The organism is Streptomyces sp. CB00316 (assembly GCF_001905595.1).
Taxonomy (GTDB): Bacteria; Actinomycetota; Actinomycetes; order Streptomycetales; family Streptomycetaceae; genus Streptomyces.
Window position 1 is genome coordinate 18550 of record NZ_LIXI01000004.1, and the last position, 25173, is coordinate 43722.

The following is a 25173-nucleotide window of genomic DNA, read 5'->3' on the forward strand; positions in this document are numbered from 1 at the left end:
CGGACGTCCACCACGATCCCCCAGGTGCTCGGAGCACCTGGGGGATCGCGCTGTTTCCGGTCATGTCCTGGGCAGGCCGGTCAGGACGCCGCGAGGTGTTCGGCGGCGTCCGTGCGGGCCCGGTCCCGCGATCTGCGCGCGGGGCCCGTCCAGCCGCAGGTGCAGCGGGTCAGGCAGAACGAGCCGCGCTCGGTCGTCGTGGCGCTGTGCCCCGCCGGGGGCGGCGCGGGGCACGAAGAGGGGTGCGGGGCCGTGGTGCGGGCTGGGGCGGAGAGTTCCTCGTGCACCCGACCACGGTACTGGGGACGGCCTCCGAACGGGGGGTGCGTGCGCCGTACAACCCCCCCGCCCGCACGGCGTGCGCGCCGGGGCGGCGTGACGGGGGGCGCCGGTGGTCGTTATGCGGGGCGGGTGAGGGCTCGGCCGGGCGGCATTCGTTGGGGGTTGGCAGGCGATGGTGGTGCAGCAGTACAGGGACGGAGGCGGGGCCCGTGCTGCCCGCGCCCTCGCCGTGGCCGGGGTGATCGCGCTCATGGCCGGGTGCGTCGGCGGGGGAGGCGGCGGGAGCGACGGTTCCGGGCAGCGCGCCGTGGTCGCGGAGCGCCCGTTCGATGTGCTCGGCCGGGCCGCCGCCGTACTGGCCGAAGCGGGCGGCGCGGAAGCCCGTACGTCGATGGAGACGGCGGCCGGCGGGACGCGGGTGACGATCCGCGGGGAGGGCGCGTACGACTTCCGCAAGCAGATGGGGCGGCTCAAGGTGGTGCTGCCCACGGACGCGGCTGGCGCGGACGACCGCCGGCCGATCACCGAGCTGCTGGCGCCGGGCGCGCTCTACATGAAGAACCGCGGCGCCGGGGTCCCCGACGACAAGTGGGTCAGGATCGACACGACCGCCCTGGAGGACGGCAACCTCGTCACCGGCGGGGTCACCGATCCGATGGCCGCCGCCGAACTGCTGCGCGGGGCCGGTGATGTGACGTACGCGGGGAAGTCCGAGCTGGCCGGGGTCACGGTCCATCACTACCGGGGTGTCGCCGACCTGAACCGGGCGGCACGGGCCGCGTCGCCGCAGTCGCGGGGGGCGCTGAGCGCGGCGGCGAAAGGGTTCAGCAAGGACACCGTCCCGTTCGACGCCTACCTCGACGAGGAGGGCCGGCTGCGGAAGGTCCGCCACCGCTTCAGCTTCGCCTCCGGGGGCCGGGAGGCAGCGGAGGTCACGGTGGTCTCGACGCTGCTGCTGTACGGGTTCGGGGCGCCGGTCACGGTGAAGCTGCCGGACGAGGACGACATCTTCACGGGGGAGATCCGGCAGGGCTGAGCGGTCGGCCGCCGTACGCCGCCGCGTCCCCTACGGGAAGGGCGGGGCGGGAGGGGCCGGTTGGGAGGGGGACCAAATGGTCCGTCCGTGCCATGCGCGGTGCGTATCGCGATCCCTACGCTAGGAAGCCGGTGCGCCAAAGGGTCGGCGACGGGTCGGCGACGGCAGAGAGAGGTGACGCAGGTGGTGACGCTCAGCGCTCCGAACGCTCAGGACTACGTGGCCCTCGCCGAGATCGAGCTGTGTGGCGAGCTGATGATCGCGGCCTCGGCGGCGCGTGAGGAGCGCCTCAGTCCCGACCGTATCGACGAAGTGCTCAACGTCGGGGGCGAGGCGCCCGGTGCTGAAGGAGACGCCGGTGCCGGAGAAGGGGCCATGGACGTCGCCCTCGCCGTCAGAGGCGCGGAGGCGTGGACGACCGTTCCCCGGCAGGCTGCTCACCGGCGATGACGCCCCACCGGCGATGACGCTCCGGGCGCCCCCGGCCGACTCGCCCGGGGCCGACGCGCCCCGGCCCGCCCGGTCTCATGTCCGCAGTAGCCGGGCGATCGCCTTCGTGGCCTCCTCGACCTTCGCGTCGATCTCCTCGCCGCCCTTGACCGCCGCGTCGGCGACGCAGTGGCGCAGGTGCTCCTCCAGCAGCTGGAGGGCGAAGGACTGCAGGGCCTTGGTGGAGGCCGAGACCTGGGTGAGTATGTCGATGCAGTAGACGTCCTCGTCGACCATGCGCTGGAGGCCGCGGATCTGGCCCTCGATCCGGCGCAGCCGTTTGAGGTGCTCGTCCTTCTGGTGGTGGTAGCCGTGGATGCCGAGGTCATGGTCGGTCACGATCTCCTCGGCACCGACAGGAGCCGCGGCGCCGGCCGCGGTCGCAGCGCTCGCCGCCGGGGCCTCCGCCGGTTCCGCTCCCGCTCCCGCGCCCGTCGTCTCGGTGGTGGTCATCTGCGTCCTCCCGTTGTCCTCGTGCGACCTGTTACAGCCTGCTTGCGACGTGCTCTGGCTTGATGTGGCCGGTGGTGCTCCCCCGTCGGCCGTTTGACGCCGCGGTTCCACACACCTGATCTCTACATACCCCTGCCGGGTATATCGTAACGAATCCGGCGGAAACGTGACCGGGGGCCGGTGCTGATCCCCGTTCACTATGGGCGACACTGAAGAACGCCGGTTAGCCGTGGCCGGATGATGCGCCTAGCATCAGCCTGACCGAATCCAAAGCATCCCGAGGACCCCACGTGCGCTTTCGTCTGACCCCCAGGGAGACGAGCTTCTACGACATGTTCTCCGCGTCTGCGGACAACATTGTCACGGGCTCGAAACTCCTGATGGAACTGCTCGGGGCGGATTCTGCCTCCCGAGTCGAGATCGCGGAGCGTATGCGGGCAGCGGAGCACGCGGGGGACGACGCAACCCACGCGATCTTCCACCAGCTGAACTCCTCCTTCATCACGCCGTTCGACCGCGAGGACATCTACAAGCTGGCGTCCTCGCTCGACGACATCATGGACTTCATGGAGGAGGCCGTCGACCTGGTCGTCCTCTACCAGGTCCAGGAGCTCCCCAAGGGCGTCGAGCAGCAGATCGAGGTGCTGGCCCGGGCGGCGGAACTGACCGCCGAGGCCATGCCGGGGCTGCGGACCATGGCCAACCTCACCGAGTACTGGATCGAGATCAACCGCCTGGAGAACCAGGCCGATCAGGTCCACCGCAAGCTGCTGGCCCAGCTCTTCAACGGCAAGTACGACGCCATGGAGGTGCTGAAGCTCAAGCAGATCGTGGATGTGCTCGAAGAGGCGGCTGACGCGTTCGAGCACGTGGCCAACACCGTGGAGACCATCGCGGTCAAGGAGTCCTGAACCTCGTGGACACCTTTGCGCTGATCGTGACCATCGGTGTCGCGCTCGGCTTCACGTATACGAACGGCTTCCACGACTCCGCGAACGCCATCGCCACCTCGGTCTCCACCCGGGCGCTGACCCCGCGGGCGGCTCTGGCGATGGCCGCGGTGATGAACCTCGCCGGTGCCTTCCTGGGCCAGGGGGTCGCCAAGACCGTCAGCGAAGGCCTGATCGCCACGCCCGTGGGGCAGAAGGGGATGGGCATCCTGTTCGCGGCGCTGGTCGGCGCGATCATCTGGAACCTCATCACCTGGTACTTCGGCCTCCCCTCCTCGTCCTCGCACGCTCTGTTCGGCGGCATGGTCGGGGCGGCGCTGGCCGGCGGGACGGATGTGATCTGGTCCGGCGTGCTGGAGAAGGTCGTCATCCCGATGTTCATCTCCCCGTTCGTCGGCCTGATCGCCGGCTATCTGGTGATGGTCGGCATCATGTGGATGTTCCGGAACGCCAACCCGCACAAGGCCAAGCGCGGCTTCCGGATCGCGCAGACGGTCTCGGCGGCGGGCATGGCGCTCGGCCACGGTCTCCAGGACGCGCAGAAGACGATGGGCATCGTGGTGATGGCCCTGGTCATCGCCGACATCGAGGGCCCCAACGACGAGATCCCGATCTGGGTCAAGATCGCGTGTGCGGTGATGCTCTCCCTCGGTACGTACGCGGGCGGCTGGCGCATCATGCGGACCCTCGGCCGGAAGATCATCGAGCTGGACCCGCCGCAGGGCTTCGCCGCCGAGACGACCGGCGCGTCGATCATGTTCGGTTCGGCGTTCCTGTTCCACGCCCCGATCTCCACGACGCACGTCATCACCTCCGCGATCATGGGCGTCGGCGCCACCAAGCGCGTGAACGCCGTGCGCTGGGGTGTCGCGAAGAACATCATCCTCGGCTGGTTCATCACCATGCCGGCCGCGGCGCTGGTCGCGGCGCTGAGTTACGGCGCGGTGCTGCTGCTCTTCGGCTGAGCCCGAGCCGGCCGCGTATGCCCTACGACCGCACGTACATGGGTCCGCCCCCGTTCTCCGAGGAGAGCGGGGGCGGACCCTTTCGCCTTGTGGTGGCACCGCCATGCAGCACCGCAAGGCCGTATCGGGGAGGGGCGTACGGCTCAGCCGAAGCGGCCCGAGATGTAGTCCTCCGTGGCCTGGACCGACGGGTTGGCGAAGATGCGCTCCGTCTCGTCTATCTCGATGAGCTTGCCGGGCTGGCCCACGGCCGCCAGGTTGAAGAACGCCGTACGGTCCGAGACGCGGGCCGCCTGCTGCATGTTGTGCGTCACGATGACGATCGTGAAGCGCTCCTTCAGCTCGCCGATCAGGTCCTCGATGGCGAGGGTCGAGATCGGGTCGAGCGCCGAGCAGGGCTCGTCCATCAGCAGGACGTCCGGCTCGACCGCGATGGCGCGGGCGATGCACAGCCGCTGCTGCTGACCGCCGGAGAGGCCGGAGCCGGGCTTGTTGAGCCGGTCCTTGACCTCGTTCCAGAGGTTGGCGCCCTTGAGGGACTTCTCCACGACGTCCGCGAGCTCGCTCTTCTTGTAGTTGCCGTTCAGGCGCAGACCCGCCGCGACGTTGTCGAAGATCGACATGGTGGGGAAGGGGTTCGGGCGCTGGAAGACCATGCCGACCGTACGGCGCACGGCGACCGGATCGACGTTCGAGGCATAGAGGTCCTCGTCGTCCAGCAGCACCTTGCCCTCGACGCGACCGCCGGGGGTCACCTCGTGCATGCGGTTCAGGGTGCGCAGGAAGGTGGACTTCCCGCAGCCGGACGGGCCGATGAAGGCCGTCACGGAGCGGGGCTCGACGGTCATCGAGATGTCGTCGATCGCACGGTGTGTGCCGTAGAAGGCGGTCAGCCCGCTGACATCAATGCGCTTGGCCATGGTGATCACTTCACTTTCGGTGGCCTCAGCGGCCGGTCTGCGGGGCCTTCCAGCGGGCGATGCCGCGAGCCACCAGGTTGAGGATCATGACGAAGGCGATCAGGACCAGGGCGCCCGCCCAGGCGCGGTCGACCGATGCCGCGGTGCCGACGGAGTACTGCTCGTACACGTACAGCGGCAGTGACGACTGCGCTCCCTCGAAGGGATTCGGATTGATCAGCTTCGTGCCGAAGACGAGCAGCAGGACGGGGGCGGTCTCGCCGGTGATGCGGGCCACTGCCAGCATCACACCCGTCGTGATGCCGCCGATCGAGGTCGGCAGGACCACCTTCAGGATAGTGCGCCACTGAGGGACGCCCAGGGCGAGGGACGCCTCGCGGAGCTCGTTCGGGACGAGCTTGAGCATCTCCTCCGTGGAGCGGACGATCACCGGCATCATCAGGATCGCGAGGGCCAGGGCGCCGGCGAAGCCGGACGGGCCGAAGCCGAGCATGAGATTCCAGGTCGCGAGGACGAAGAGTCCGGCCACGATCGATGGGATGCCCGTCATGACGTCGACGAAGAAGGTGACGGCTCGGGCGAGCCTCCCGCGCCCGTACTCGACCAGGTAGACGGCGGTCAGCAGGCCGATCGGGGTCGCGATGACCGCCGCGATGGCCACCTGCTCGATGGTGCCGAGCAGGGCGTGGTAGACGCCGCCGCCTTCTTCGGCGTCGAGGAGACCGCTCATCGAGTGCGTGAGGAAGTAGCCGTCGAGGACGGTGATGCCCTTGTTGAGAGTGATCCACGCCAGGGAGAGCAGCGGCACGATGGCCAGGGCGAAGCAGACCCAGACCAGGCTGGTGGCGACACGGTTCTTGCCCTGTCGGCTGCCCTCCACCTTCGCGGTGATGAAGTAGGTGCCGGCCACGAACAGCAGCGCGGAGATCAGGCCCCACTGGATTCGGCTCTCCAGCCCGGCCACGAATCCGATCAGGCAGCCGGTGGCCACCGAACCGACGGCGATGGCCGCCGGGGCCCAGCGGGGCATCCGTGCGTGGGCGAGTGTGCCGTGCGACAAGACGGCGACGGGGCGCTTTTCCTGGACGGTGTGGCTCATGCGTTGGCCCCCGAGTACTCCTTGCGGCGGGCGATGATCGCGCGGGCCGCACCGTTGACCAGCAGGGTGATGACGAAGAGGACCAGGCCGGAGGCGATCAGGGCGTCACGGCCGAATTCGTCCGCCTCGTTGAACTTCGCGGCGATGTTCTGGGCGAACGTGCCGCCGCCCGGGTCCAGCAGGCGGCCGGAGAGCACGAAGCTCGGGGAGAGGACGACGGCGACGGCCATCGTCTCGCCGAGCGCACGGCCAAGGCCCAGCATCGAGGCGCTGATGATGCCGGAACGGCCGAAGGGGAGAACCGCTATCCGGATGACTTCCCAGCGGGTGGCACCGAGGGCCAGTGCGGCTTCCTCGTGCATCTTCGGCGACTGGAGGAAGACCTCGCGGGTGACGTTGGTGATGATCGGCAGGATCATGATCGCCAGCAGGATGCCGACGGTGAAGAGGTTGCGGGCGAGGCCCTCGCTGGTCCGCTCGAAGATGTACGTCCAGCCCAGGTACTCGTTCAGCCACTTGTTCAGACCGTCGAGGTAGGGCACGAGGAAGACCGCGCCCCAGAGGCCGTAGATGATGCTGGGGACCGCGGCGAGCAGGTCCACCACGTAGGCTATCGGGCCGGCCAGCCGGCGCGGCGCGAAGTGTGAGATGAAGAGCGCGATGCCGATGGCGACCGGCACGGCCAGGACCATGGCGATGATCGAGCTCACGACGGTGCCGAAGGCGAGTACGGCGATGCCGAAGACGGGCGGGTCGCCCGCCGGGTTCCACTCGAAGGTCGTGAGGAAGTTCGCTTCGTCCTTCGAGATCGCCAGGACGGCGCGGTAGCTGAGGAAGGCCGCGATGGCGGCCATGATCACCAGGAGGGTGATGCCGGAACCCTTGGCCAGACCGAGGAAGATCCGGTCGCCGGGGCGGGCCTTGCCGCGGGGAGTGCCTGTCGGCTGCTCCGGTGGCGGCGCTTGCGTGGGTGCGGTGGCTGTTTCCATCTGATTCTCCGGTCTGCGGAACCGTACGGCTCCTGGCGGCGGTGCACCGGAAGGCGCGGCCGGCCCCCCGGTTGAGGGGGCCGGCCGCGGCCGGGTCAGGACAGGGTGGGGACGATCTCGCGGACCTTGGCCGCGAGCTCGGCGGGCATCGGCGCGTAGTGCGCGTCGGTGAGGACCTTCTGGCCCTCGTCGCTGATCGCGTAGTTCAGGAACGCCTTGACCGCGGGCAGGGTCTCGGCCTTGTTGCCCTTGTCGCAGGCGATCTCGTACGTCACCAGGACGATCGGGTAGGCACCCTCGGCCTTGGTCGCGTAGTCGAGCTCCAGGGCCATGTCGTTGCCGGTGCCCTTGATCTTGGCGGCGGCGATGGCCTTGGAGGCGTTCTCCGTGGTGGCCTCGACCGGTGCGCCGGAGCCGGTGTCGATCTTGACGGTGGTCATGTCGCTGGCGGCGGCGTAGGAGAGCTCGAAGTAGCCGATGGCGCCGTTGGTGTCCTTGACACCGGAGGCCACACCGGCCGAACCGCTGGCAGCCTGGCCGCCCTTGGCCTCCCAGGACTTCGAGGAGGCGTCGAACTTCCAGTCGTCGGGGGCGGCGACGCTGAGGTACTTGTTGAGGTTCTGGGTGGTGCCCGACTCGTCGGAGCGGTGGAAGGCCTGGATCGCGGTGCCCGGCAGCTTCGCGTCCGGGTTGAGCTTGGCGATCGCCGGGTCGTTCCACTTGGTGATCTTCGTGTCGAAGATCTTGGCGAGGGTCGGGGCGTCGAGGACGAGCTCGTCGACACCGTCCAGCTTGAAGCCGATGGCCACCGGACCGCCGACCATCGGCAGGTTGATGCCCTTGCCGCCGCCCGTGCAGATCTTCTGGGAGGCGGTGACCTCTTCGGGCTTCAGGGCGGAGTCGGAGCCCGCGAAGGCGACCTGGCCCTGGGTGAACTTGGTGATGCCGCCGCCCGAGCCGATGGGCTGGTAGTTGATCTCCACGCCGGGGCAGGCGGCCTGGAAGTCCTTGACCCAGACGTCCATGGCGTTCTTCTGCGCGCTGGAGCCGGCGGCCAGGATCTGGCCCTTGGCGTCGTCGCACGTGATGTCCGAGGCGGCGGCCGGCTTCTTGCCGGTGCTGGCCGTGTCGCTGCCCGTGTTGTCGTCCGAACCGCACGCCGTGAGGACCAGGGCGCCGGAGACGGCGAGGGCACCGAGCGCGGTGGCACGAAGCCGGTTCTTGCGCTGAAGCTTCACTTTCGGGTGTTCCTTCCAGGAGCCGCCGTGGTCTGTTCGTTCTACGACGGCGTGCGATGAGGAGGGTGCTGTGGCTTGGCGCCGCGCACCGTGCACGTCCGAAATTAGGCAGAACAGGTGAAGCCGCCTACGGGAGAGAGTGAACGGAAGGTGAACCGTGTCGGGCAGGCGGGTGCGGGCGGCTCCCGCCGGTGATCCACACCTCAGGTGCGGGGGAGCGCGGCGAGCAGCGCGGTGAGCTGTTCGCGGTCGCGCGGCTGGGTGAGGCGTACGCGGGCGGCCTCAGGGGCCAGCCACACCAGCCGGTCCACCTCGTCGTTGGCCTCGAAGGCGCCGCCCGTCGCCTCGGCGGCCCAGTAGGCGACCTCCTTGGGGCGCCCGTCGACGAGATACCGGGCGGTGGGGAGCGGGGCGCCCGGGACGCAGTGGTGGCCGGTCTCCTCCAGGATCTCCCGTACGGCGGCGGCCAGCGGCTCCTCGTCGCGCTTCAGCTTGCCCTTCGGGAAGGACCAGTCGTCGTAGCGGGGCCGGTGGACGAGGCACACCTCCACACCGTCGCCGTCCGAGGCGCGGCGCCACAGGACGCAGCCCGCGGCCCGGACGGTCGAGGCCGGGTTCGGGGTGCCGCTCATGGGGTCGTCATGGCCGCCGCGTACGGCCAGGTCTCCCGGAACACCGCCCGCGCGGCCTCCACCTCGTGGCGCTGGTCCGCGTGGAGCACTCCGAGCGCGTACGCGGTCGCCGGGGCGATGCGGGGGGTGCGGGCCGCCGCTGCCGCCGCCCCGGCCGCCTCCGCCGCGTCCCGGTGCAGGTCCAGGGCGTGCCCGGCGCCGGTGAGGACCGGGTCGGCGGCGCCGAGGACGACCTCGTGGGCGTACCGGTGCAGCCGCAGCAGCAGGCGGGTCTGGTGCCACGGCGCGTCCTGCGCCTCGTTGTACGGCTCCGCCGACGCGTCGGGCGGGAGGGCCGCCACCGCGCCGATCAGCCGTTGCTCGGCGCGTTCGGCGGGCTCCAGGAGCGCCTCGGCCCCCCGGCCCGTGGTGCCCGGGGCCAGCGGGACCTCGGAGGCGAGCAGCGCCACGGCGTCGGCGACCGCGTGGAAGCGGGAGGAGCCGAGGGCCTGGAGCGCGGCGGAGTGGGCCCGGGTCCGCGCGAGGGTGAGCTGGCGCTCCAGCAGCGCCCCGGCCCGCGCCGCTCCGACGCCGAGGGTGGCCCGGCCCTGGGCGTCCGGGGCGGGCCCGGCGGCCCCGACTCCGGGGGAGGGCCCGGCGCCCGCGGACTTCTTGGAGGCGGGCTTCGCGCCGCGGGCCGCGGGGAGGGTGGCCCCGGAGAGCTGGTGCAGGGCGTCGAGCAGGCGGGTGAGCCGGCCCGCGTAGGCGTGTTCCCGGGCGAGAGTGCCGGAGAGCCAGGCCAGTTCCGTACGGAGGTGGTCGGCCCAGACCGGGTCCAGGACGGTGCGGAAGGTGTGGAGCGAGCCGCTGATGCGCCGGGCCGAGCGGCGCAGGGCGCGGGCCGCGGCCTCGGCGCCCTGGCCGTTGGCGTCGGAGGGGGCGCTGTGCTCGCGGTGCAGGCGCAGGCTGCGCAGGAAGTCCGCGGCCTGCCCCTGGAGGTAGGGCGCGAGGACGGCATCGGCGCTCACGCCGTCGGGGGGAAGGCTCCCGGGCCGAGGGTTCGCGCCCTGGAGGTTCTTGGGCTGAAGGTTCCCCGTTGGGAGGTTCCCGGCCTCAGGGGACCCGGTCTCCCGGACCTCGTTCGCCGGGTTCCGGGTCGTCTCCGGGTCCCCGTCGGTCTTCTCCGGTCCCCCGTCCGCAGCGGGCCCCGCGGCGGGACGGGTCGTCGTCTGGTGGTCAGGGCGTCGCACGCCTGCGCCTCCGGGCATCGATGAGCATCTCCTGGACGTGCCGCAGCGGCTGACCCTCCGCGTCCGTGGCGTGCCGGGTCCAGTTGCCGTCGGGGCCCAGGTGCCAGGAAGCGGTGGTGTCGGCCATACCGGTCTCCAGGAGTCGGCTGAGTGCGGCGCGGTGGGCGGGGTCGGTGACCCGGACGAGGGCTTCGATCCGGCGGTCGAGGTTGCGGTGCATCATGTCGGCGCTGCCGAACCACACCTCGGGCTCGCCGCCGTTGCCGAAGGAGAAGACCCGGGAGTGTTCGAGGAAGCGGCCGAGTATGGAGCGGACCCGGATGTTCTCCGAGAGCCCGGCGACCCCGGGCCGGATCGCGCAGATCCCGCGCACCCAGATGTCGACGGGCACGCCCGCCTGGGCCGCCCGGTAGCAGGCGTCGATGATCGCTTCGTCGACCATCGAGTTGACCTTGATCCGTACGTAGGCGGGGCGCCCGGCGCGGTGGTGGGCGACCTCCTTGTTGATGCGGGCGATCAGCCCGTCGCGCAGGGACTTCGGCGCGACCAGGAGGCGGCGGTAGGTCTCGCGGCGGGAGTAGCCGGAGAGCCGGTTGAACAGGTCGGAGAGGTCCGCCCCGACCTGCGGGTCCGCCGTGAGCAGGCCGAGGTCCTCGTACAGCCTGGCGGTCTTGGGGTGGTAGTTGCCGGTGCCGACGTGGGAGTAGCGGCGCAGGGTGTCGCCCTCCTCGCGGACGACGAGCGAGAGCTTGCAGTGGGTCTTCAGCCCGACGAGGCCGTACACGACATGGCAGCCGGCCTCCTCCAGCTTGCGGGCCCACTTGATGTTGGCCTGCTCGTCGAAGCGGGCCTTGATCTCGACGAGGACGAGGACCTGCTTGCCGGACTCGGCCGCGTCGATGAGGGCGTCCACTATCGGGGAGTCGCCGGAGGTGCGGTAGAGCGTCTGCTTGATGGCCAGCACGTCCGGGTCGCCCGCCGCCTGCTCCAGGAAGGCCTGGACGGAGGTGGAGAACGAGTCGTACGGGTGGTGGAGCAGGACGTCCCGCTCGCGCAGGGCGGCGAAGATGTCGGGCGCGGAGGCGGACTCCACCTCGGCCAGGTCCCGGTGCGTACCCGCGATGAACTTCGGGAACTTCAGCTCCGGCCGGTCCAGCGAGGCGATCGCGAAGAGGCCGGTCAGGTCCAGGGGACCGGGCAGCGGGTAGACCTCCGCGTCGGACACCTTCAGCTCGCGGACCAGCAGATCGAGGACGTACGGGTCGATGGACTCCTCGACCTCCAGCCGCACCGGCGGACCGAAGCGGCGCCGCATGAGCTCCTTCTCCAACGCCTGGAGCAGGTTCTCCGTGTCGTCCTCCTCGACCTCCAGGTCCTCGTTCCTGGTGACCCGGAACATGTGGTGCGCCAGCACCTCCATCCCCGGGAACAGCTCCTCCAGGTGGGCCGCGATGACGTCCTCGATGGGCACGTACCGCTGCGGGGACGCCTCCAGGAAGCGGGTCAGCAGCGGCGGGACCTTGACCCGGGCGAAGTGGCGGTGGCCGCTGACCGGGTTGCGGACGACGACGGCGAGGTTGAGGGAGAGCCCGGAGATGTACGGGAAGGGGTGCGCGGGGTCGACGGCCAGCGGGGTCAGCACGGGGAACACGCGCTGCCGGAAGAAGGTGAACAGGCGGGCCTGCTCCTTCTCGGTCAGATCCGGCCAACGGAGCAACTGGATGCCCTCGTCGGACAGGGCCGGGCAGATGTCCTGCTGGAAGCAGGCGGCGTGCCGGGCCATGAGCTCGCGCGAACGGGTCCAGATCAGGTCGAGGACCTCGCGGGGCTGGAGGCCGGAGGCGGAGCGGGTGGCGACGCCGGTGGCGATGCGGCGCTTGAGGCCGGCCACCCGGACCATGAAGAACTCGTCCAGGTTAGAGGCGAAGATCGCGAGGAAGTTGGCCCGCTCCAGGATCGGCGTCGCCGGGTCCTCGGCCAGCTCCAGTACGCGCTCGTTGAACGCGAGCCAGGAGCGCTCGCGGTCCAGGAAACGGCCCTGGGGCAGCTCGTCGCCGTCCCGGTCGGGCTCGTACGCGTCCGCGTCGCCGTCGAGATCGGGGTCCAGGTGGGCGGCGGTGGAGAAGCCGGCGTTGCTGGAGGAGGGGTGCGCGACGGCGTGCGGCCGGTGCGCGGCGAGAGAGCCGACGGACGGCTGGGCGGGCTGGACCGGGACCTCGGAGCTGGGCTGCTGGCTCATGAACCCATTGTTCCGCGTGGAGGGCGAAGCAGGCGCGTCGGAGCCGGGAAAGATCGCGGAAGGCCCGGGAAACCCGGGGTCATGGCCGGGATCTCGGCCGGGGGAACGGGTCGGGGCGTTACCCCGGCCGCTCCCGGTGCGGCGGGGGGCTGGCAGAGCTGGCTGCATCCCGTGAGGGTCGCAAGGGCGTCTGAATGGCCGGTAACGGCAACATGACGTACAGGAAGCGGTGTGCCTGCGGGTCGGTCGCTCGGTGACTGTACGTGATCGCCGTCCGGGCCCACCCCTCGTAGGGCCCGGACGGCGAGGTTCGGGCGGCCGGTGCGGCCCGGGGTCAGCCGTGGAGGCGGCGCAGGACCCGGAAGGCGGCGAACACGGCGAGGGCGGCGAGAGCGAGCAGGATGCCGGTCTCGACGAGCTGGAGGGGCCAGAAGTGGGAGGCGGGGTGGTAGTGCAGGTAGTTCTGCACCCCGTCATATCTGGCCAGGCACTCCTCGAATTCGAGGTGGGCGCCGAGGCAGGTGTCGATGGGGAGCAGCTCCCCCTTGGCCGTCACGAAGCCCTGCTCGACGATGTGGGACCAATGGGGGGCGGGGTACTTGCCCTCCAGGGGGTAGGTGGCCTTCACCGTCGGCCACAAGTGGTCGCGAACCGCGCCGAGCACCACCGTCACCAGCCCGGAGGCGAGCAGGGCCGCCGCCATCGCCAAAACCGTGCGACGCAGCAGCAGACCGGCGAGGGCGCCCAGCGCGAGCGCCAGCAGCGCACCGGCGACCGGGACCGTTCCCGTCGCGGCGAAGGCCGTGGCGTCCTCCCAGGTGGCCGGGAACGGATACGTGAGCCGGCTGCGGGACCAGGAGAAGACGGCGGACAGCACCACGATCCCACCGACCACTGGCACGGCGAGGGTGGCGAGCCGCGCGGTCAGCCAGGCGGCGGGCGAGGCCGACTGGGTCCAGGACAGCCTGATGCTGCCGGTCTCCCACTCCCTGGCGATCATCGGGCCCGCGACGAAGGCCGCGACGACCGCGGGCAGCGTGGTGAGGGCGAGGCCCGCGTAGGTGAGCAGCCGGCTGAGTTCGAGCATCCGGTCGGTGTGGTTGCGAGCCGGCTGGAAGCAGGCCTCCGTGTCGCTGCTCAGAGTGCAGCCGGTGCTCGCGAAGTCCGCGACGGCCCGGTCCGCCAGGAGTGCCACGGCGATCATGCACGCGACCGCGGCGACGGCTGCCGCGCCCACGCCCCACAGGGTCCGCCTGTGTATGCGCAGGAGGACCAGGGACGGGCCCCGCAGCGTACCGACCGTTGCCGTCCGGGCCGTCGTCGTCAGGGTGCTCGTACTCATGCGGAAGCCACCGCCTCACGGGTCCCGGTGGCCGCACCCGGCGCGGCGCTCGGCGTGAGCAGCGGCGGCGCCTCCGGCGAGCGGAGGTGGGCCAGCAGGAGCTCCTCCAGCGAGGGTTCCGTGGTGGCCCAGAGGGACTCGTCCACGGGGCCCTCCTTCCGTACGAGAGCGGTGAGTTGACGTCCCGTCGTACGGGACTCGACGACGGTGTGCGGGGCCAGGTCGCGGCCGGCCTGGCCGGTGACCAGGGCGTGGGCGGAGACGATGTCCTCGGCCTCGCCGCCGAGCCGGACGCGGCCGCCGTCGACGAACAGCAGGAAGTCGCAGGCTCCCTCCAGCTCCGTGAGGATGTGCGAGGACATCACGATGGTGGTGCCGTGCTCGGCGGTCTCCGCCATCAGCACGCCCATCAGCTCGTGCCGGGCGAGGGGGTCGAGGTCGGCCATCGGCTCGTCCAGCAGCATCAGCTCGGGCCGCTTGCCGAGCGCGAGGGCCAGCGCGAGCCGGGTCCGCTGCCCGCCGGAGAGCGTACGGACGCGGGCCTTCCGCTCCAGCTTCCCGGCGATCCGGTCGGCGGTGGCGTGGTCCCAGCGCCCGGGGTTCAGCTCACCGCCGGCCCACAGCGTGTCGGCCACGGTGAGCTGCGGGTACAGCGGTTTGTCCTGGGGCACATAGGCGATGCGGTCGCGTACGGCGGATGGGTCGGCCGAGCCGAGGACGGCGAGGGTCCCGGCGCTCGGCCGGGCCAGTCCCGCCGCCAGGTTCAACAGGGTGGACTTCCCCGCCCCGTTGGGACCGACGAGGGCGCAGACGCGCCCTGCGGGGAGGCGGAAGGAGCAGCCGTCCAGGGCCGTGCGCGCGCCCCCTCTCCGCCCGTAGGTCATGGCGAGGCCGCGAGCCTCGATCACAGCACCTGTCATCGTTCCTGGTCCCCCTTGTACGTGCTGTCAGGCTTGTGCGTGCCGTCAGGCCGGTACGTGCTCTCCAGTACGGCGGTGAAAAGCGCGCTGACGTCGTCCTTCTCCAGCCCGGCCGACCGTGCCCGGCGGGCCCAGTCGGCGAGTTCGGTGCGCAGCGGCGAGTCGGAGGCGGATGCCTCGGCCGCACCGCCGAGCGTCCTGCGGACGAAGGTGCCGAGCCCGCGCCGCGCCTCGACGAGGCCCTCGCGCTCCAGTTCCCGGTACGCCTTGAGGACGGTGTTCGGGTTGATGGCGGTGGCCTCCACGACCTCGCGGGCGGTGGGCAGCCGGTCCCCCGGCTCCAGAACGCCCAGGCGCAGGGCCTGCTTCGTCTGCTGGACGATCTGGAGGTAGGTGGCGACGCCGCTGCGCCGGTCGATACGGAACTCGACCGCTGCGGATTCTGCCATGGGCATCACCCTTTCACTAATTGATTAGTGAAAGGGTGACCCAAAGAGGGGGCGGCGTCAACTGACGCCGCCCCTGCGCATACGGAAGGGGGCGGTCTACCGCGTCCGTGTGCCGCGCAGTTCCTCGTTGATGCGCTGAGCCTCTTCGAGCTGGTCCTCGAGGATGACGATGCGGCAGGCGTCCTCGATCTTGGTGCCCTGGTCCACGAGCTCCCGGGCGCGTGCGGCAATGCGCAGCTGGTAGCGGGAGTAGCGGCGGTGGCCGCCTTCGGAGCGCAGGGGTGTGATCAGGCGGTTCTCGCCGAGTGCGCGGAGGAAGACGGGCGTGGTGGAGAGCATCTCGGCGGCCCGGCCCATGGTGAAGGCGGGGTAGTCGTCGTCGTCCAGGTTGTCGGTGGGGCGGGTACTGCTAGGGGGCATAGCACCTCTTCTTTCGGGGGCACGTCGTCTTCGGCGCGGGGACACGTCGGGGGGCCCGAGTGCCATCCGGCACTCGGGCCCCGAGCTTCAACACCATCTGCCGACTGACTTACGTCGGCATTCTTTTTCCGCCGGCCCGCCGGTGAAAGCGGGAGAGCGGGGATCGCGGATGCGTGACCGGGGACCACCTTCCGATCTGGGGCCTGCGGTACCCGAGCGGTGTGTGCCTCGCCCGGGCGATCCTGATGGCGTCTGCTCCTTACCTCGTTCGGTGTTCCGTTCATACGGACGGACAGGTCGGAGTACCGCTGCGCGTCCCCTGGGGGTCGCCCGGCCCGGCAATCAGCGGAGGAACCCACCGTTTCCGGCTCCACCACTCCACTGCCGTGCCGTCCTCGCTGTCCGGCTACGAGAGAAACACTAGACCCACCCAACGAGAGATGTCTACTGCCGCCACGACAGATTTTCTTTCGAGCGGAGGTGCGGGGTTCAGGACTCGGTGCGGTACATCAGGTCCACCTCGTGGGTGGTGAAGCCGATCCGCTCGTACACCGTCACGGCCGCCTTGTTGTCCGCGTCGACGTAGAGCATCGCGGTGGGCAGCGCCTCGGCGGCCAGGTGGTGCAGGCCGATCGAGGTCAGGGCCTTGCCGAGGCCGCCGCCCTGGGCGTCGGGCAGCACGCCGACGACGTACACCTCGCCCAGCTGCTCCTCGGCGTGCACCTTCGTCCAGTGGAAGCCGACGATCCCACCGTCCCGCTCGGCCAGGAAGAACCCCTTCGGGTCGAACCAGGGCTCCGCCTTGCGGTCGTCCAGGTCCTGCTGGGTCAGGGAGCCCTGCTCGGGGTGGTGGGCGAAGGCGGCGCGGTTCACGGCGAGCCAGGCGGCGTCGTCACGGCCGGGCTCGAAGGTGCGTACGGTGACGCCTTCGGGCAGGACGGGCTCCGCGAGGTCGAGCGGGACCAGGCTCCGGCGGAGCTGGCGCAGCTCGCGGAAGAGGGAGAGGCCGAGGACCTGGGCCAGGTGCCGGGCGGCCGAGCTGCCGCCGTGCGCCCAGACCCGCAGCCGCTTGCCGGTCGCGGCGAGAAGGGCCGCGCCCAGGGCCCGGCCGTGGCCGGTGCCGCGCCGCTCGGGGTGGACGACGAGCTCGGCCGCCGGGGCCTCGACGGGGTCGGTGTCCTCCAGCTGCGCGTACCCGGCGAGGGTGCCGTCGCTGGTGAGCAGGAAGTGGCGTACACCGTCGCGGTGACCGCCCCGGATCCGGAGCCTCCCCTGCTCGGAGACCGCCTGCCTGCCGTCGAACCGGGCCGCCTCGCCGAGGAGTTCGAGGACGGCGTCGGCCTGGGCGGGGTCGAGCGCGTCGAGGGTCTGAATCTCGCGTCCGGGGGAGGGGAGGGGTGCGTCAGTGGTCATGGGGACGAGCGTACGGGGATCGGGGGCGCGGACGGGGGTGCGTGAGGGAGGCGTACGGGGCGTGCGCGGGGAAGGCGTACGGGGTGTGCGGTGCGGGCCGGCGGGGCCGGGGGCGCGCGGGTGCGGACCGGTGGACCGGGGGCGACCGCCGCCGGTCATCGCGGGGCAATGTGTCCAACAGGCTGTCGGGCGCATTGGGTCGGGCCAGGTCCGGGCCGTCCGCCGCATACCGGTGTGGCCTTGAGCTGTGACGCTTCTACCCCATATGTAATTCATACGGATGATAAGGGTGCATGTGAAACGACTCTGACGAGCCATTTGGCCGGATGGCAACCAGTCCGTAACCCCGAACACCTGTTGCGCTACGCGCGTTGACTCTAGGCTGCGGCACGCAGGATTCCAGAAGTGACACCACTGACTGACACACAAGGGGACCGATGTCAGCGACTCCGCAGAAGAACCGTGCGTCCCGGCGGGTGCTCGCCGCCGCGGCCGGTCTGGCCACCGTGGGCGCGCTCGTCGCCGCGATGCCGGCCGGTGCCCATGACCGGGGCCACGGTCAGGGCGACGGGCACGGCCACAAGCCCCGTACCGTCGATGTCCAGTTGCTGTCCTTCAACGACCTGCACGGCAACCTGGAGCCGCCGGCCGGCTCCGCGGGCAACGTCAACAAGATCCACCCCGACGGCACGGTCGAGGCGATCCCGGCCGGGGGCGTCGAGTACCTGGCGACCTCGCTGCGCACCGCGCGCAAGGGCAGCCCGTACTCCGTCACGGCGGCCGGCGGCGACATGGTCGGCGCGAGCCCGCTGCTGTCGGGCCTCTTCCACGACGAGCCGACGATCGAGGCGCTCAACAAGCTGAAGCTGGACGTCTCGGCGGTCGGCAACCACGAGTTCGACGAGGGCGCGACCGAGCTGGCCCGCCTCCAGAACGGCGGCTGTCACCCGGTCGAGGGCTGTTACGAGAAGGGCAAGAAGTTCAAGGGCGCGGACTTCCCCTACCTGGCGGCCAACGTCACCAAGGAGATGACCGGCAAACCGCTACTGAAGCCGTACACGATCTGGAAGAAGAACGGCGTCAAGATCGGCTTCATCGGCGTGACCCTGGAGGGCACCCCGGACATCGTCACCGCGAACGGGGTCAAGGGCCTCAAGTTCCACGACGAGGTCGAGACGATCAACAAGTACGCGCGTGAGCTGGACCGCAAGGGCGTCAAGTCCATCGTGGCCCTGATCCACGAGGGCGGGGCCCCGGCCTCCACCTCGTACAACTACGACTGCGACAGCCCCGGCGCGGGCGACGGCATCTCCGGCCCGATCGTCGACATCGCCAAGGGCATCACGCCGAAGGTGGACGCCCTGGTCACGGGCCACACCCACCAGGCGTACGTCTGCACGGTCCCGGACCCGGCGGGCAAGCCGCGCATGGTCACCTCGGCCGCGTCGTTCGGCAAGCTCTACACGGACACCACGCTCACCTACGACCTGCGGACGAAGGACATCGTCCGTACGTCGGTGAAGTCGGCGAACCACGTCGTGACCCGGGATCAGCCCAAGGCCGCCGACATGACGAGCCTGATCGACCGCTGGAACAAGCTGGCCGCCCCGATCGCCAACCGGCCGCAGGGTTGGATCAGCGCCGACATCAACGGCCGCGGCTCCGCGGCCCCCGAGAAGCCGCTCGGCAACGTCATCGCCGACGCCCAGCTCGAAGGCCTCGCCCCGGCGGACAAGGGCGGCGCGGAAGTCGCTTTCATGAACCCGGGCGGCATCCGCGCGGACCTGGTGTACAAGGCGTCCGGCAGTGAGGGCGACGGGGTCGTCACGTACGGCGAGGCGTTCACCGTGCAGCCGTTCACCAACATGATGAACGTCGTCGACCTGACCGGCGCCCAGCTGGTCACCGCGCTCCAGCAGCAGGTCAGCGGCGCCAACGAGGCCGCACCGAAGATCCTCCAGGTCTCCAAGGGCCTCACCTACACCCTGGACCTGACGAAGACCGGCGCGGCCCGCGTGGTCACCGACTCCATCAAGCTGAACGGCGCGGCGATCGACCCGGCGCGCACCTACCGCGTCGCGATGAACGAGTTCCTCGCGGGCGGCGGCGACGGCTTCCCGGCCCTCGGTCAGGGCACGAACAAGCTGGTCGGCGCCTCGGACCTGGACCTGTTCAACGCCTACCTGGCGGCCCATTCCACGGCCGCCGCCCCGCTGGCCCCGCCGGCGACGGGCAGGATCACGGTCGTGCAGTAACTCTTCAGTCGGTGAGGGGCGGTGGGCCGGTGGGCCTGCCGCCCCTCACCGCTTCTCCGGCCAGGGCCACCCGCCTTCAGTGCCCTCGCCTCGAGGAGGACGGAGTGGCTCTCGCCGGGCGCGAAGGCGTGCCGTTCGCCCCACTGCCGCAGCGTGAGGATGACGGGGAAGAGAGCGCGGCCGGAGTCGGTGAGGACGTACTCCTGGCGCCGCCCCGATGGTGCGGGGCGCTGGACGAGGAGCCCGCGGGCGAGCAGCATGCGGAGGCGGTCGGTGAGGATGTTGCGCGCGATGCCGGTCCGCCGCTGGAATTCGGTGAACGAGGCCGCGCCGTCCATCGCGTCACGGATGACGCTGCGGGTTACGAGGTCGTCGGTGTGACGTCAGGCGGTAGGGGGGCCGTCGGCCGCGTGCCCGGGGCCGGGGGCGGGTGCAGCGAGTGGGTCGTGCGCTCCTGTTACGTCTTCTCCGTGGGCCCCGAGGCGCTGCTGTCCGCCCTGTCCGCGCCCACCTAACCGTGCAGGGTGTGCGCGTCCTGCGCACAGGGGTGTTGGCGGCGTACGCGGTCGGGGAGCGCCCGGGAGGGTGGCTCGGACCGGACATACCCGTGGATGTCGTGCGGGTCGCTCGCCCGGGCATCCGTTCCGCGACAGGGTGGGGCCATGAGCAAATCCTGCGCCGCAAGCTGCCCGCCACCGACTACGCCCGGGGCTGGCTGATCGACTTCGCCGCCGGTACCGAGTGGCCCGAGGTCGACCAACACCCCACCGAAGAAAGGTACTTCGTAGATCGGTCTGCTGCCGCCCGGGTGGAAGCCTTGCGCGGGCACCACCGGCGGCTGGTCGCCGAGCGGGACCGGCTCGATGCCCTGGCCTCCACCGTCTTCCGCACGATCGCCGAGCTGGAGTCGTCGTAGTGCCGCAGGGTGCGGGCGGTGACGCCCGACATCCGGGCGACTTCCGCGATCGGCCAGTCCACGACCGCTCCCCTCTCCCCCATGCCTTCCTCGGCTGGACAGGCCGGCCGCGTAGAGCCGCTGGATGAAGCCGACCCGGTCGATGTCGGCTTCCCGGAAGTGCCGCTGCCCGCTGGGGCTGCGCGCGCTGGTGAGCAGACCCTGTTCCTCGTAGTAGCGCAGGGACCGGACGCTGGGGGAGTTGGCGCTTCTGCAGCCGGCGTACGTGCACCTGGAGGCGACTGCCGAGGACGAGATTCTGGTGGCCCTGCGCCGCGCGTGGCCCGGCGCCCTGATCATGAACCCGGTGCTGCCGATGGGGGCGCGGCGGGCCGAGCGCGCGGACGCCGGCCGGTGGCTCGGCCTGGGGGCGGACCTCATCAGCTTCGGCCGGGCCTTCATCGCCAATTTTGACCTGGTCGAACGGCTGCGCGCGGGGCTGCCGCTCGCCGCGGAGGACGCGGCGACGTACTTCGAGGGGGGTGACGCGGGGTACGTCACGTACCCGGCGTACCAGCACGCCGGGTGAGCCCGACCGGAGGACCGGGGGAAAGGCGATGCGTGCCGGGAGCGGGCTTGCCGGACTCGTGCGCATGACGGAGAGGATCACTCGTATCAACCCCGGGCTGAGGGTCCCGGCCCTCTTCCCGCTGTGACGTGCACCCGTCAGAATCCAAGGGCCTGCCCCCCCACGGCCCTCGGAGGCGCCTCCATGTCCGTCACCCCCACCCCCAAGTCGCATGCGCAGTCGCGCTACTTGAGTACGCGCAGAGCCTTCCTGGCCGGTGCCCTCGCCGTCTCCGCCACCGCGGCCATCGGAGCCGCGCCGGCCGTCGCCGCGACACGGAAGGCGGTGCGCGGTACCCAGGACTGGATGGGCGGGCTGCCCGACGCCACCGCGCTCCAGCGGCTCACGATCCCTGGTACGCACGACTCGGGCGCGCGGTTCGGCGGGCCGTGGGCGGAGTGCCAGAACACCACGATCGCGCAGCAGTTGCAGAGCGGGGTGCGCTTCCTCGACGTACGATGCCGGATCACCGGGGGGTCGTTCGCGATCCACCACGGGGCCGCCTTCCAGAACATGATGTTCGGCGATGTCCTCGTCGCCTGCCGGGACTTCCTGGCCGCGCGGCCGAGCGAGACCGTGCTGATGCGGGTCAAGCAGGAGTACTCCTCCGGGAGCGACGCCGCGTTCCGGGCGATCTTCGACGACTACCTCGACGTACGGGGATGGCGGTCGCTGTTCCGGCTGGACTCCACGCTGCCCTCGCTCGGCGGGGCGCGCGGCAAGGTGGTGCTGCTGGCCGACAACGGCGGGCTTCCTGGCGTGCGTTACGGCGATCCGGCCGTCTTCGACATCCAGGACGACTACATGGCGGAGCCGTTCGCCAAGTACCCCAAGATCGAAGCCCAGTTCCGCAAGGCCGCGCAGCAGCCCGGCAAGTTCTACATGAACTACGTCTCCACCGCGGCCCTGATGCCGCCGCGCTGGAACGCCGACCGCCTCAACCCGCAGGTGCACTCGTTCCTGGAGCGCTCCGAGACAGCCGGCTGGACGGGGCTGGGCATCGTCCCGCTGGACTACCCGAACCAGCGCGGCGGGCTGGTGGAGTCGCTGATTCGGCACAACCCGGTGGGGTGACGGCGGGCGGAACGTAGGCTCACCCCTTGCGTGATCTTTTCCCAAGGGGTGGGGATGCCATGAGCCTGTTCGGAACACTGAGGAGACCCGCCGCGGCGCTGGGCGTTCTGGCGCTGCTGATCGGTGCGGCGACCGTCGCGCAGCCGGCCACGGCGGCCGCCCCGGTCCCGGCGGAGCCGAAGAACCTCCAGGTCATGTCGTGGAACATGTGCGACATCCCGCGCTGGGGCTGCACGGACACGGGCACGAGCGCCCACAAGGCGGGCGAGGCGTGGTCAAGATGCACGTCGACAACACCTGGGTGCACGCCGTCCTGCTCCAGGAGGTCTGCGAGAACACCCTCGCCACCTTGATGACGGAGCTGGGACCGGGGTGGGGCAAGGCGTTCCACCCGTACCGCTGGTCGCAGAACGGCGTGAAGCACGACAGCCCCTGCGTGGAGGGGAAGCCCGAGCGGGCGGGAACCGCGATCATCGTCAAGGGCGGGATCCAGGACGCGCGCACCTACCCGACCACCCAGCCGTGGACGGGGCTCCAGGCACCGTTCCACTGCGCGACGGCCCCCTACCGGGACGACATCCGGCTCTGCAACGTCCACGCCTCCTGGCTGGGCATCAACCCGGACCACCCCACCTGGGACTACCGCGACGACCAGTTCGCGGAGATCAAGGCGGTCGTCGACCTGTTCCCCCGTACGGTCTTCGGCGGTGACTTCAACGCCCGGTCGCCGGACGTGCCGAACAACGCCCACGCCCGGGTGTGGCCCCAGGGCCTCTACTCCCAGGGCCCGGGCACCGACGGGTACCAGGAGTGCGACCAGACGGGGACTTCCCGCACCGGCCGCCCGACGCACGGTTCCGGGGTGAAGACCGACTACATCTTCAGCACCGAGACCCGCCGCTGGTGCGCCGTCGCGGACTCGGTCTACTCGGACCACCACGTGATGATCGAGAGCGTGGCCGTCGGCTGACCCGGACGCCTCCGCCGGGGATGCTCACATCCCCGGCGGAGGCGTAGGCGCCCCCGGCAGCCTGATCGTCGCCACCGTGCCCGGGCCGCTGCCCTCCGGGGCAGGCTTCAGCGCGATCTCGCCGCCCGCCTGCTGGACCGTGCGGGCCACGATGGACAGGCCCAGGCCCGAGCCGGGGAGCTGGCGGGCGGAGGGGGAGCGCCAGAAGCGTTCGAAGACGTGCGGGAGCTCCTCGGGGGGGATGCCGGGGCCCCGGTCCCGTACCGTCAGCTCGCCCCGGTGCAGGTGGACATCGATCGTGGCGCGGGGCGGGCTGAACTTCACCGCATTGTCCAGGACGTTGACGATGGCCCGCTCCAGGGCGGCCGGCTCGGCCCGTACGTACCAGGGGGCCAGGTCGTCCGTGATCGTCAGCTCGGGGCCGCGCAGGCGGGCGCGGCGCAGGGCGGTACGGGTGATGTCGTGGAGGGCCACCACCTGGAGCGGGCCGGGCTGGGCGGCGTCCGGGCGGGCCAGTTCCTGGAGGTCGCCGATGAGTGCGGCCAGCTCCGTCATCTGCGCCTTCACCGAGGCCATCAGCGCCTTGCGGTCCTCCGGCGGGATCACCCGGCCCGTCTCGTCGCTGCGCGCCAGCAGCTCCACGTTGGTCCGCAGCGAGGTGAGCGGCGTGCGCAGCTCATGGCCGGCGTCCGCGATCAGCTGGGCCTGGCGGTCGCGGGAGGAGGCGAGCTGGGCCGCCATGGAGTTGAAGGAGCTCGACAGGCGGGCGATCTCGTCCTCGCCGTCGACCGGGATCCGTACGGTCAGGTCCTCCGTACGCGCCACGTGCTCCACGGCTTCCGTGAGTTCGTCCACCGGGCGCAGGCCCGCCCTCGCCACCCAGAGCCCGGCCGCGCCCGCGCCGACGACACCGATGCCGCCGACCAGGGCGAGGACCCAGGCGAGGGTGGAGAGCGGTGCGTCGATCTCGCTGAGCGGGCGGGCCACCGAGACGGCCAGCTGGTTGTTGGCCTGGCCGGAGCTGACCACCGGCGGCAGCTTGCGGGTGTAGACCCGCATGTCCTTCCCGTCGTCGTTCTCCGTCGTGTGCAGGGCGTCGGTCCTGCGGCCGGCCGCCACGGCGACGTCACTCGGCTGAGCGGCTACGGGCGTGGTGTTCGGGGCCGTGCAGTAGCTGCCGTTCGCCGCGACGATCTGCACGGTGTACTGGCCGGGGAACTCCTGGGCCGGCAGCTGCCCGCCGCTCAGGCACGAGCTCAGCAGGTCGCGCATCGGCTCGTTGTCCATCTTCGCGTTGCGCAGCGAGTCGTCGAGCTGGTCCTCCAGCTGGATCCGGGTCACGAACCAGCACGCCACCGCCACCGCCGCGACCGCCACCGCGACCGCCGTCGCCACGAGGAGCGCGAGCCGGGACCGCAGCGGCAGCGCGCGGAAGCGGCGTACGAGACCCCTCGTGGAGGGGCTCGCCTTGGTCGCGGTGGGCTCCGCCTCGCTCACGCCTCGCCGCTCCCGCCCGTACGGAGCGCGTAGCCGACCCCGCGCACGGTGTGGACCAGGCGCGGCTCGCCGCCCGCCTCCGTCTTGCGGCGCAGGTACATCACGTACACGTCCAGGGAGTTGGAGCTCGGCTCGAAGTCGAAGCCCCAGACCGCCTTGAGGATCTGCTCCCGGGTCAGCACCTGGCGCGGGTGGGCCAGGAACATCTCCAGCAGCGTGAACTCGGTACGGGTCAGCTCGACCCGGCGCTCGCTCCGGGTGACCTCGCGGGTGGTCAGGTCCATCCGCAGGTCGGCGAAGGAGAGGATGTCGTCGTCGGACACATCCGCGCCCGCCGCCGACGCGTACGAGCTGCGGCGCAGCAGGGCCCGGATGCGGGCGAACAGCTCGTCCAGCTCGAACGGCTTGACCAGGTAGTCGTCCGCGCCCGCGTCCAGGCCGGTGACCCGGTCGCCGACGGTGTCGCGGGCGGTGAGCATGAGGATGGGCGTGGTGGAGCCGGTGGCGCGGATGCGGCGGGCGGCGGTGAGGCCGTCCATGCGGGGCATCTGGATGTCCAGGACGATGAGGTCGGGGGCGTACGCCTCTGCCATCGCCAGGGCCTCGTACCCGTCGGCCGCGACCTGCGTGCCGTATCCCTCGAAGGCGAGGCTGCGCTGGAGCGCCTCCCGTACGGCCGGTTCGTCGTCGACGATCAGGATGCGTTGGGGATCGTCTTCGGCGGGGCTCATCGCTGCTGGTCCTCTTCTCGTGTCGACCCGGTCCCGTCCGGTCCGCGGGGTGGGCTCA

At 70.9% G+C, this 25173-nt stretch carries 24 protein-coding genes and 4 pseudogenes; 9 read left to right on the forward strand and 19 right to left on the reverse strand.

The annotated features are described in order from the left end of the window. Positions 1 to 80: 80 nt before the first annotated feature. Entirely contained in the window at positions 81 to 287 is a 207-nt protein-coding gene (locus AMK21_RS11385; RefSeq protein WP_073876855.1) for a hypothetical protein, read from the reverse strand. 167 nt (positions 288 to 454) lie between these two features. Between AMK21_RS11385 and AMK21_RS11390 the strand changes: the two genes are divergently transcribed. Together AMK21_RS11390 and AMK21_RS11395 are read left to right on the forward strand one after the other, a co-directional pair. Beyond that, positions 455 to 1318, forward strand: a complete 864-nt coding sequence (locus AMK21_RS11390; protein ID WP_073876857.1) for a hypothetical protein — start codon at positions 455 to 457, stop codon at positions 1316 to 1318. Positions 1319 to 1492: 174 nt separating this feature from the next. Further along, positions 1493 to 1768 (forward strand): hypothetical protein, encoded by a 276-nt coding sequence (locus AMK21_RS11395; protein ID WP_199863176.1) that lies wholly within the window; start codon positions 1493 to 1495, stop codon positions 1766 to 1768. A 75-nt stretch (positions 1769 to 1843) separates the two neighbouring features. Here AMK21_RS11395 and AMK21_RS11400 read toward each other — a convergent pair whose 3' ends face one another. Next, positions 1844 to 2260, reverse strand: a complete 417-nt coding sequence (locus tag AMK21_RS11400) for a metal-sensitive transcriptional regulator (protein WP_073876859.1) — start codon at positions 2258 to 2260, stop codon at positions 1844 to 1846. Between the two features lie 290 nt (positions 2261 to 2550). Here AMK21_RS11400 and AMK21_RS11405 point away from each other — a divergent pair, with 290 nt between their 5' ends. Next, positions 2551 to 3171 (forward strand): DUF47 domain-containing protein, encoded by a 621-nt coding sequence (locus AMK21_RS11405; protein WP_015610166.1) that lies wholly within the window; start codon positions 2551 to 2553, stop codon positions 3169 to 3171. 5 nt (positions 3172 to 3176) lie between these two features. Beyond that, positions 3177 to 4175, forward strand: coding sequence for an inorganic phosphate transporter (locus tag AMK21_RS11410; protein WP_073876861.1), 999 nt, complete (start codon positions 3177 to 3179; stop codon positions 4173 to 4175). Between the two features lie 143 nt (positions 4176 to 4318). On the opposite strand, the gene pstB is transcribed toward AMK21_RS11410, so the two are convergent. The 12 genes from pstB to mshD form a co-directional block, all read right to left on the reverse strand. Next, the gene (gene pstB / locus AMK21_RS11415) at positions 4319 to 5095 is read right to left on the reverse strand and encodes a phosphate ABC transporter ATP-binding protein PstB (RefSeq protein ID WP_073877872.1); all 777 of its coding nucleotides are present in this window, start codon (positions 5093 to 5095) and stop codon (positions 4319 to 4321) included. A 25-nt stretch (positions 5096 to 5120) separates the two neighbouring features. Further along, on the reverse strand, positions 5121 to 6194 hold the full coding sequence (gene pstA / locus AMK21_RS11420) for a phosphate ABC transporter permease PstA (protein ID WP_073876863.1): 1074 nt from the start codon (positions 6192 to 6194) through the stop codon (positions 5121 to 5123). Then, positions 6191 to 7183: a phosphate ABC transporter permease subunit PstC gene (gene pstC / locus AMK21_RS11425; RefSeq protein WP_073876865.1), complete on the reverse strand. Its 993-nt coding sequence runs from the start codon at positions 7181 to 7183 to the stop codon at positions 6191 to 6193. Before pstC ends, pstA begins: the two co-directional genes overlap by 4 nt. A gap of 95 nt (positions 7184 to 7278) precedes the next feature. Further along, a complete protein-coding gene (gene pstS / locus AMK21_RS11430) occupies positions 7279 to 8421 on the reverse strand; it encodes a phosphate ABC transporter substrate-binding protein PstS (protein ID WP_073876867.1) in 1143 nt (380 codons plus the stop codon). A 203-nt stretch (positions 8422 to 8624) separates the two neighbouring features. Further along, positions 8625 to 9053, reverse strand: coding sequence for an NUDIX hydrolase (locus AMK21_RS11435; protein ID WP_073876869.1), 429 nt, complete (start codon positions 9051 to 9053; stop codon positions 8625 to 8627). Then, positions 9050 to 10300, reverse strand: coding sequence for a CHAD domain-containing protein (locus AMK21_RS11440; RefSeq protein ID WP_073876871.1), 1251 nt, complete (start codon positions 10298 to 10300; stop codon positions 9050 to 9052). Before AMK21_RS11440 ends, AMK21_RS11435 begins: the two co-directional genes overlap by 4 nt. Next, the gene (locus AMK21_RS11445) at positions 10269 to 12521 is read right to left on the reverse strand and encodes an RNA degradosome polyphosphate kinase (protein WP_073876873.1); all 2253 of its coding nucleotides are present in this window, start codon (positions 12519 to 12521) and stop codon (positions 10269 to 10271) included. Before AMK21_RS11445 ends, AMK21_RS11440 begins: the two co-directional genes overlap by 32 nt. A gap of 334 nt (positions 12522 to 12855) precedes the next feature. Continuing rightward, entirely contained in the window at positions 12856 to 13863 is a 1008-nt protein-coding gene (locus tag AMK21_RS11450; protein WP_073876875.1) for a hypothetical protein, read from the reverse strand. Next, on the reverse strand, positions 13860 to 14783 hold the full coding sequence (locus AMK21_RS11455) for an ABC transporter ATP-binding protein (protein ID WP_073876877.1): 924 nt from the start codon (positions 14781 to 14783) through the stop codon (positions 13860 to 13862). Before AMK21_RS11455 ends, AMK21_RS11450 begins: the two co-directional genes overlap by 4 nt. Further along, positions 14780 to 15232 (reverse strand): GntR family transcriptional regulator, encoded by a 453-nt coding sequence (locus AMK21_RS11460; protein WP_073877874.1) that lies wholly within the window; start codon positions 15230 to 15232, stop codon positions 14780 to 14782. Before AMK21_RS11460 ends, AMK21_RS11455 begins: the two co-directional genes overlap by 4 nt. A 96-nt stretch (positions 15233 to 15328) precedes the next feature. Beyond that, complete coding sequence (locus AMK21_RS11465; protein WP_073876879.1) at positions 15329 to 15652, reverse strand: MerR family transcriptional regulator; 324 nt, start codon at positions 15650 to 15652, stop codon at positions 15329 to 15331. Between the two features lie 489 nt (positions 15653 to 16141). Continuing rightward, a complete protein-coding gene (gene mshD / locus AMK21_RS11470; RefSeq protein ID WP_073876881.1) occupies positions 16142 to 17065 on the reverse strand; it encodes a mycothiol synthase in 924 nt (307 codons plus the stop codon). Positions 17066 to 17502: 437 nt separating this feature from the next. Here mshD and AMK21_RS11475 point away from each other — a divergent pair, with 437 nt between their 5' ends. After that, complete coding sequence (locus tag AMK21_RS11475) at positions 17503 to 19320, forward strand: bifunctional metallophosphatase/5'-nucleotidase (RefSeq protein WP_073876883.1); 1818 nt, start codon at positions 17503 to 17505, stop codon at positions 19318 to 19320. A gap of 89 nt (positions 19321 to 19409) precedes the next feature. On the opposite strand, the pseudogene AMK21_RS34260 reads toward AMK21_RS11475, so the two are convergent. Then, positions 19410 to 19673 (reverse strand): annotated as a pseudogene (locus tag AMK21_RS34260) (winged helix-turn-helix transcriptional regulator); the annotation flags it as partial. A 263-nt stretch (positions 19674 to 19936) separates the two neighbouring features. Here AMK21_RS34260 and AMK21_RS35950 point away from each other — a divergent pair. Then, the gene (locus AMK21_RS35950; RefSeq protein WP_234421935.1) at positions 19937 to 20236 is read left to right on the forward strand and encodes a hypothetical protein; all 300 of its coding nucleotides are present in this window, start codon (positions 19937 to 19939) and stop codon (positions 20234 to 20236) included. On the opposite strand, the pseudogene AMK21_RS34270 reads toward AMK21_RS35950, so the two are convergent. Continuing rightward, positions 20227 to 20298 (reverse strand): annotated as a pseudogene (locus AMK21_RS34270) (MerR family DNA-binding transcriptional regulator); the annotation flags it as partial. The gene AMK21_RS35950 and the pseudogene AMK21_RS34270 overlap by 10 nt on opposite strands. Positions 20299 to 20326: 28 nt before the next feature. Next, positions 20327 to 20572: pseudogene (locus AMK21_RS37075) on the reverse strand (MerR family transcriptional regulator); the annotation flags it as partial. Here AMK21_RS37075 and AMK21_RS11500 point away from each other — a divergent pair. From AMK21_RS11500 to AMK21_RS11510, 3 genes and pseudogenes are all read left to right on the forward strand, one after another. After that, positions 20469 to 20804, forward strand: a pseudogene (locus AMK21_RS11500) (alkene reductase); the annotation flags it as partial. The pseudogenes AMK21_RS37075 and AMK21_RS11500 overlap by 104 nt on opposite strands. A gap of 183 nt (positions 20805 to 20987) precedes the next feature. After that, the gene (locus AMK21_RS11505; RefSeq protein WP_073876888.1) at positions 20988 to 21917 is read left to right on the forward strand and encodes a phosphatidylinositol-specific phospholipase C; all 930 of its coding nucleotides are present in this window, start codon (positions 20988 to 20990) and stop codon (positions 21915 to 21917) included. Between the two features lie 280 nt (positions 21918 to 22197). After that, on the forward strand, positions 22198 to 22887 hold the full coding sequence (locus AMK21_RS11510) for an endonuclease/exonuclease/phosphatase family protein (RefSeq protein ID WP_234421936.1): 690 nt from the start codon (positions 22198 to 22200) through the stop codon (positions 22885 to 22887). A 24-nt stretch (positions 22888 to 22911) separates the two neighbouring features. Here AMK21_RS11510 and AMK21_RS11515 read toward each other — a convergent pair whose 3' ends face one another. Together AMK21_RS11515 and AMK21_RS11520 are read right to left on the reverse strand one after the other, a co-directional pair. Beyond that, positions 22912 to 24384, reverse strand: coding sequence for a HAMP domain-containing sensor histidine kinase (locus tag AMK21_RS11515; protein ID WP_073876890.1), 1473 nt, complete (start codon positions 24382 to 24384; stop codon positions 22912 to 22914). Continuing rightward, positions 24381 to 25115: a response regulator transcription factor gene (locus AMK21_RS11520; RefSeq protein ID WP_073876892.1), complete on the reverse strand. Its 735-nt coding sequence runs from the start codon at positions 25113 to 25115 to the stop codon at positions 24381 to 24383. The genes AMK21_RS11515 and AMK21_RS11520 overlap by 4 nt, the downstream gene beginning before the upstream one ends. Positions 25116 to 25173 lie beyond the last annotated feature (58 nt).

What these genes read in the sequence shown, in the direction of transcription:
- AMK21_RS11475 (WP_073876883.1), top strand. Translation starts at nt 17,503, where the DNA reads ATGTCAGCGACTCCGCAGAAGAACCGTGCGTCCCGGCGGGTGCTCGCC.
- AMK21_RS11440 (WP_073876871.1), bottom strand. Translation starts at nt 10,300, where the DNA reads ATGCCCGGAGGCGCAGGCGTGCGACGCCCTGACCACCAGACGACGACC.
- AMK21_RS11465 (WP_073876879.1), bottom strand. Translation starts at nt 15,652, where the DNA reads ATGCCCCCTAGCAGTACCCGCCCCACCGACAACCTGGACGACGACGAC.
- AMK21_RS11505 (WP_073876888.1), top strand. Translation starts at nt 20,988, where the DNA reads ATGTCCGTCACCCCCACCCCCAAGTCGCATGCGCAGTCGCGCTACTTG.
- mshD (WP_073876881.1), bottom strand. Translation starts at nt 17,065, where the DNA reads ATGACCACTGACGCACCCCTCCCCTCCCCCGGACGCGAGATTCAGACC.
- AMK21_RS11445 (WP_073876873.1), bottom strand. Translation starts at nt 12,521, where the DNA reads ATGAGCCAGCAGCCCAGCTCCGAGGTCCCGGTCCAGCCCGCCCAGCCG.
- AMK21_RS11520 (WP_073876892.1), bottom strand. Translation starts at nt 25,115, where the DNA reads ATGAGCCCCGCCGAAGACGATCCCCAACGCATCCTGATCGTCGACGAC.
- AMK21_RS11460 (WP_073877874.1), bottom strand. Translation starts at nt 15,232, where the DNA reads ATGGCAGAATCCGCAGCGGTCGAGTTCCGTATCGACCGGCGCAGCGGC.
- AMK21_RS11510 (WP_234421936.1), top strand. Translation starts at nt 22,198, where the DNA reads ATGCACGTCGACAACACCTGGGTGCACGCCGTCCTGCTCCAGGAGGTC.
- pstB (WP_073877872.1), bottom strand. Translation starts at nt 5,095, where the DNA reads ATGGCCAAGCGCATTGATGTCAGCGGGCTGACCGCCTTCTACGGCACA.
- pstC (WP_073876865.1), bottom strand. Translation starts at nt 7,183, where the DNA reads ATGGAAACAGCCACCGCACCCACGCAAGCGCCGCCACCGGAGCAGCCG.
- AMK21_RS11400 (WP_073876859.1), bottom strand. Translation starts at nt 2,260, where the DNA reads ATGACCACCACCGAGACGACGGGCGCGGGAGCGGGAGCGGAACCGGCG.
- AMK21_RS11450 (WP_073876875.1), bottom strand. Translation starts at nt 13,863, where the DNA reads ATGAGTACGAGCACCCTGACGACGACGGCCCGGACGGCAACGGTCGGT.
- AMK21_RS11455 (WP_073876877.1), bottom strand. Translation starts at nt 14,783, where the DNA reads ATGACAGGTGCTGTGATCGAGGCTCGCGGCCTCGCCATGACCTACGGG.
- AMK21_RS11390 (WP_073876857.1), top strand. Translation starts at nt 455, where the DNA reads ATGGTGGTGCAGCAGTACAGGGACGGAGGCGGGGCCCGTGCTGCCCGC.
- pstA (WP_073876863.1), bottom strand. Translation starts at nt 6,194, where the DNA reads ATGAGCCACACCGTCCAGGAAAAGCGCCCCGTCGCCGTCTTGTCGCAC.
- AMK21_RS11435 (WP_073876869.1), bottom strand. Translation starts at nt 9,053, where the DNA reads ATGAGCGGCACCCCGAACCCGGCCTCGACCGTCCGGGCCGCGGGCTGC.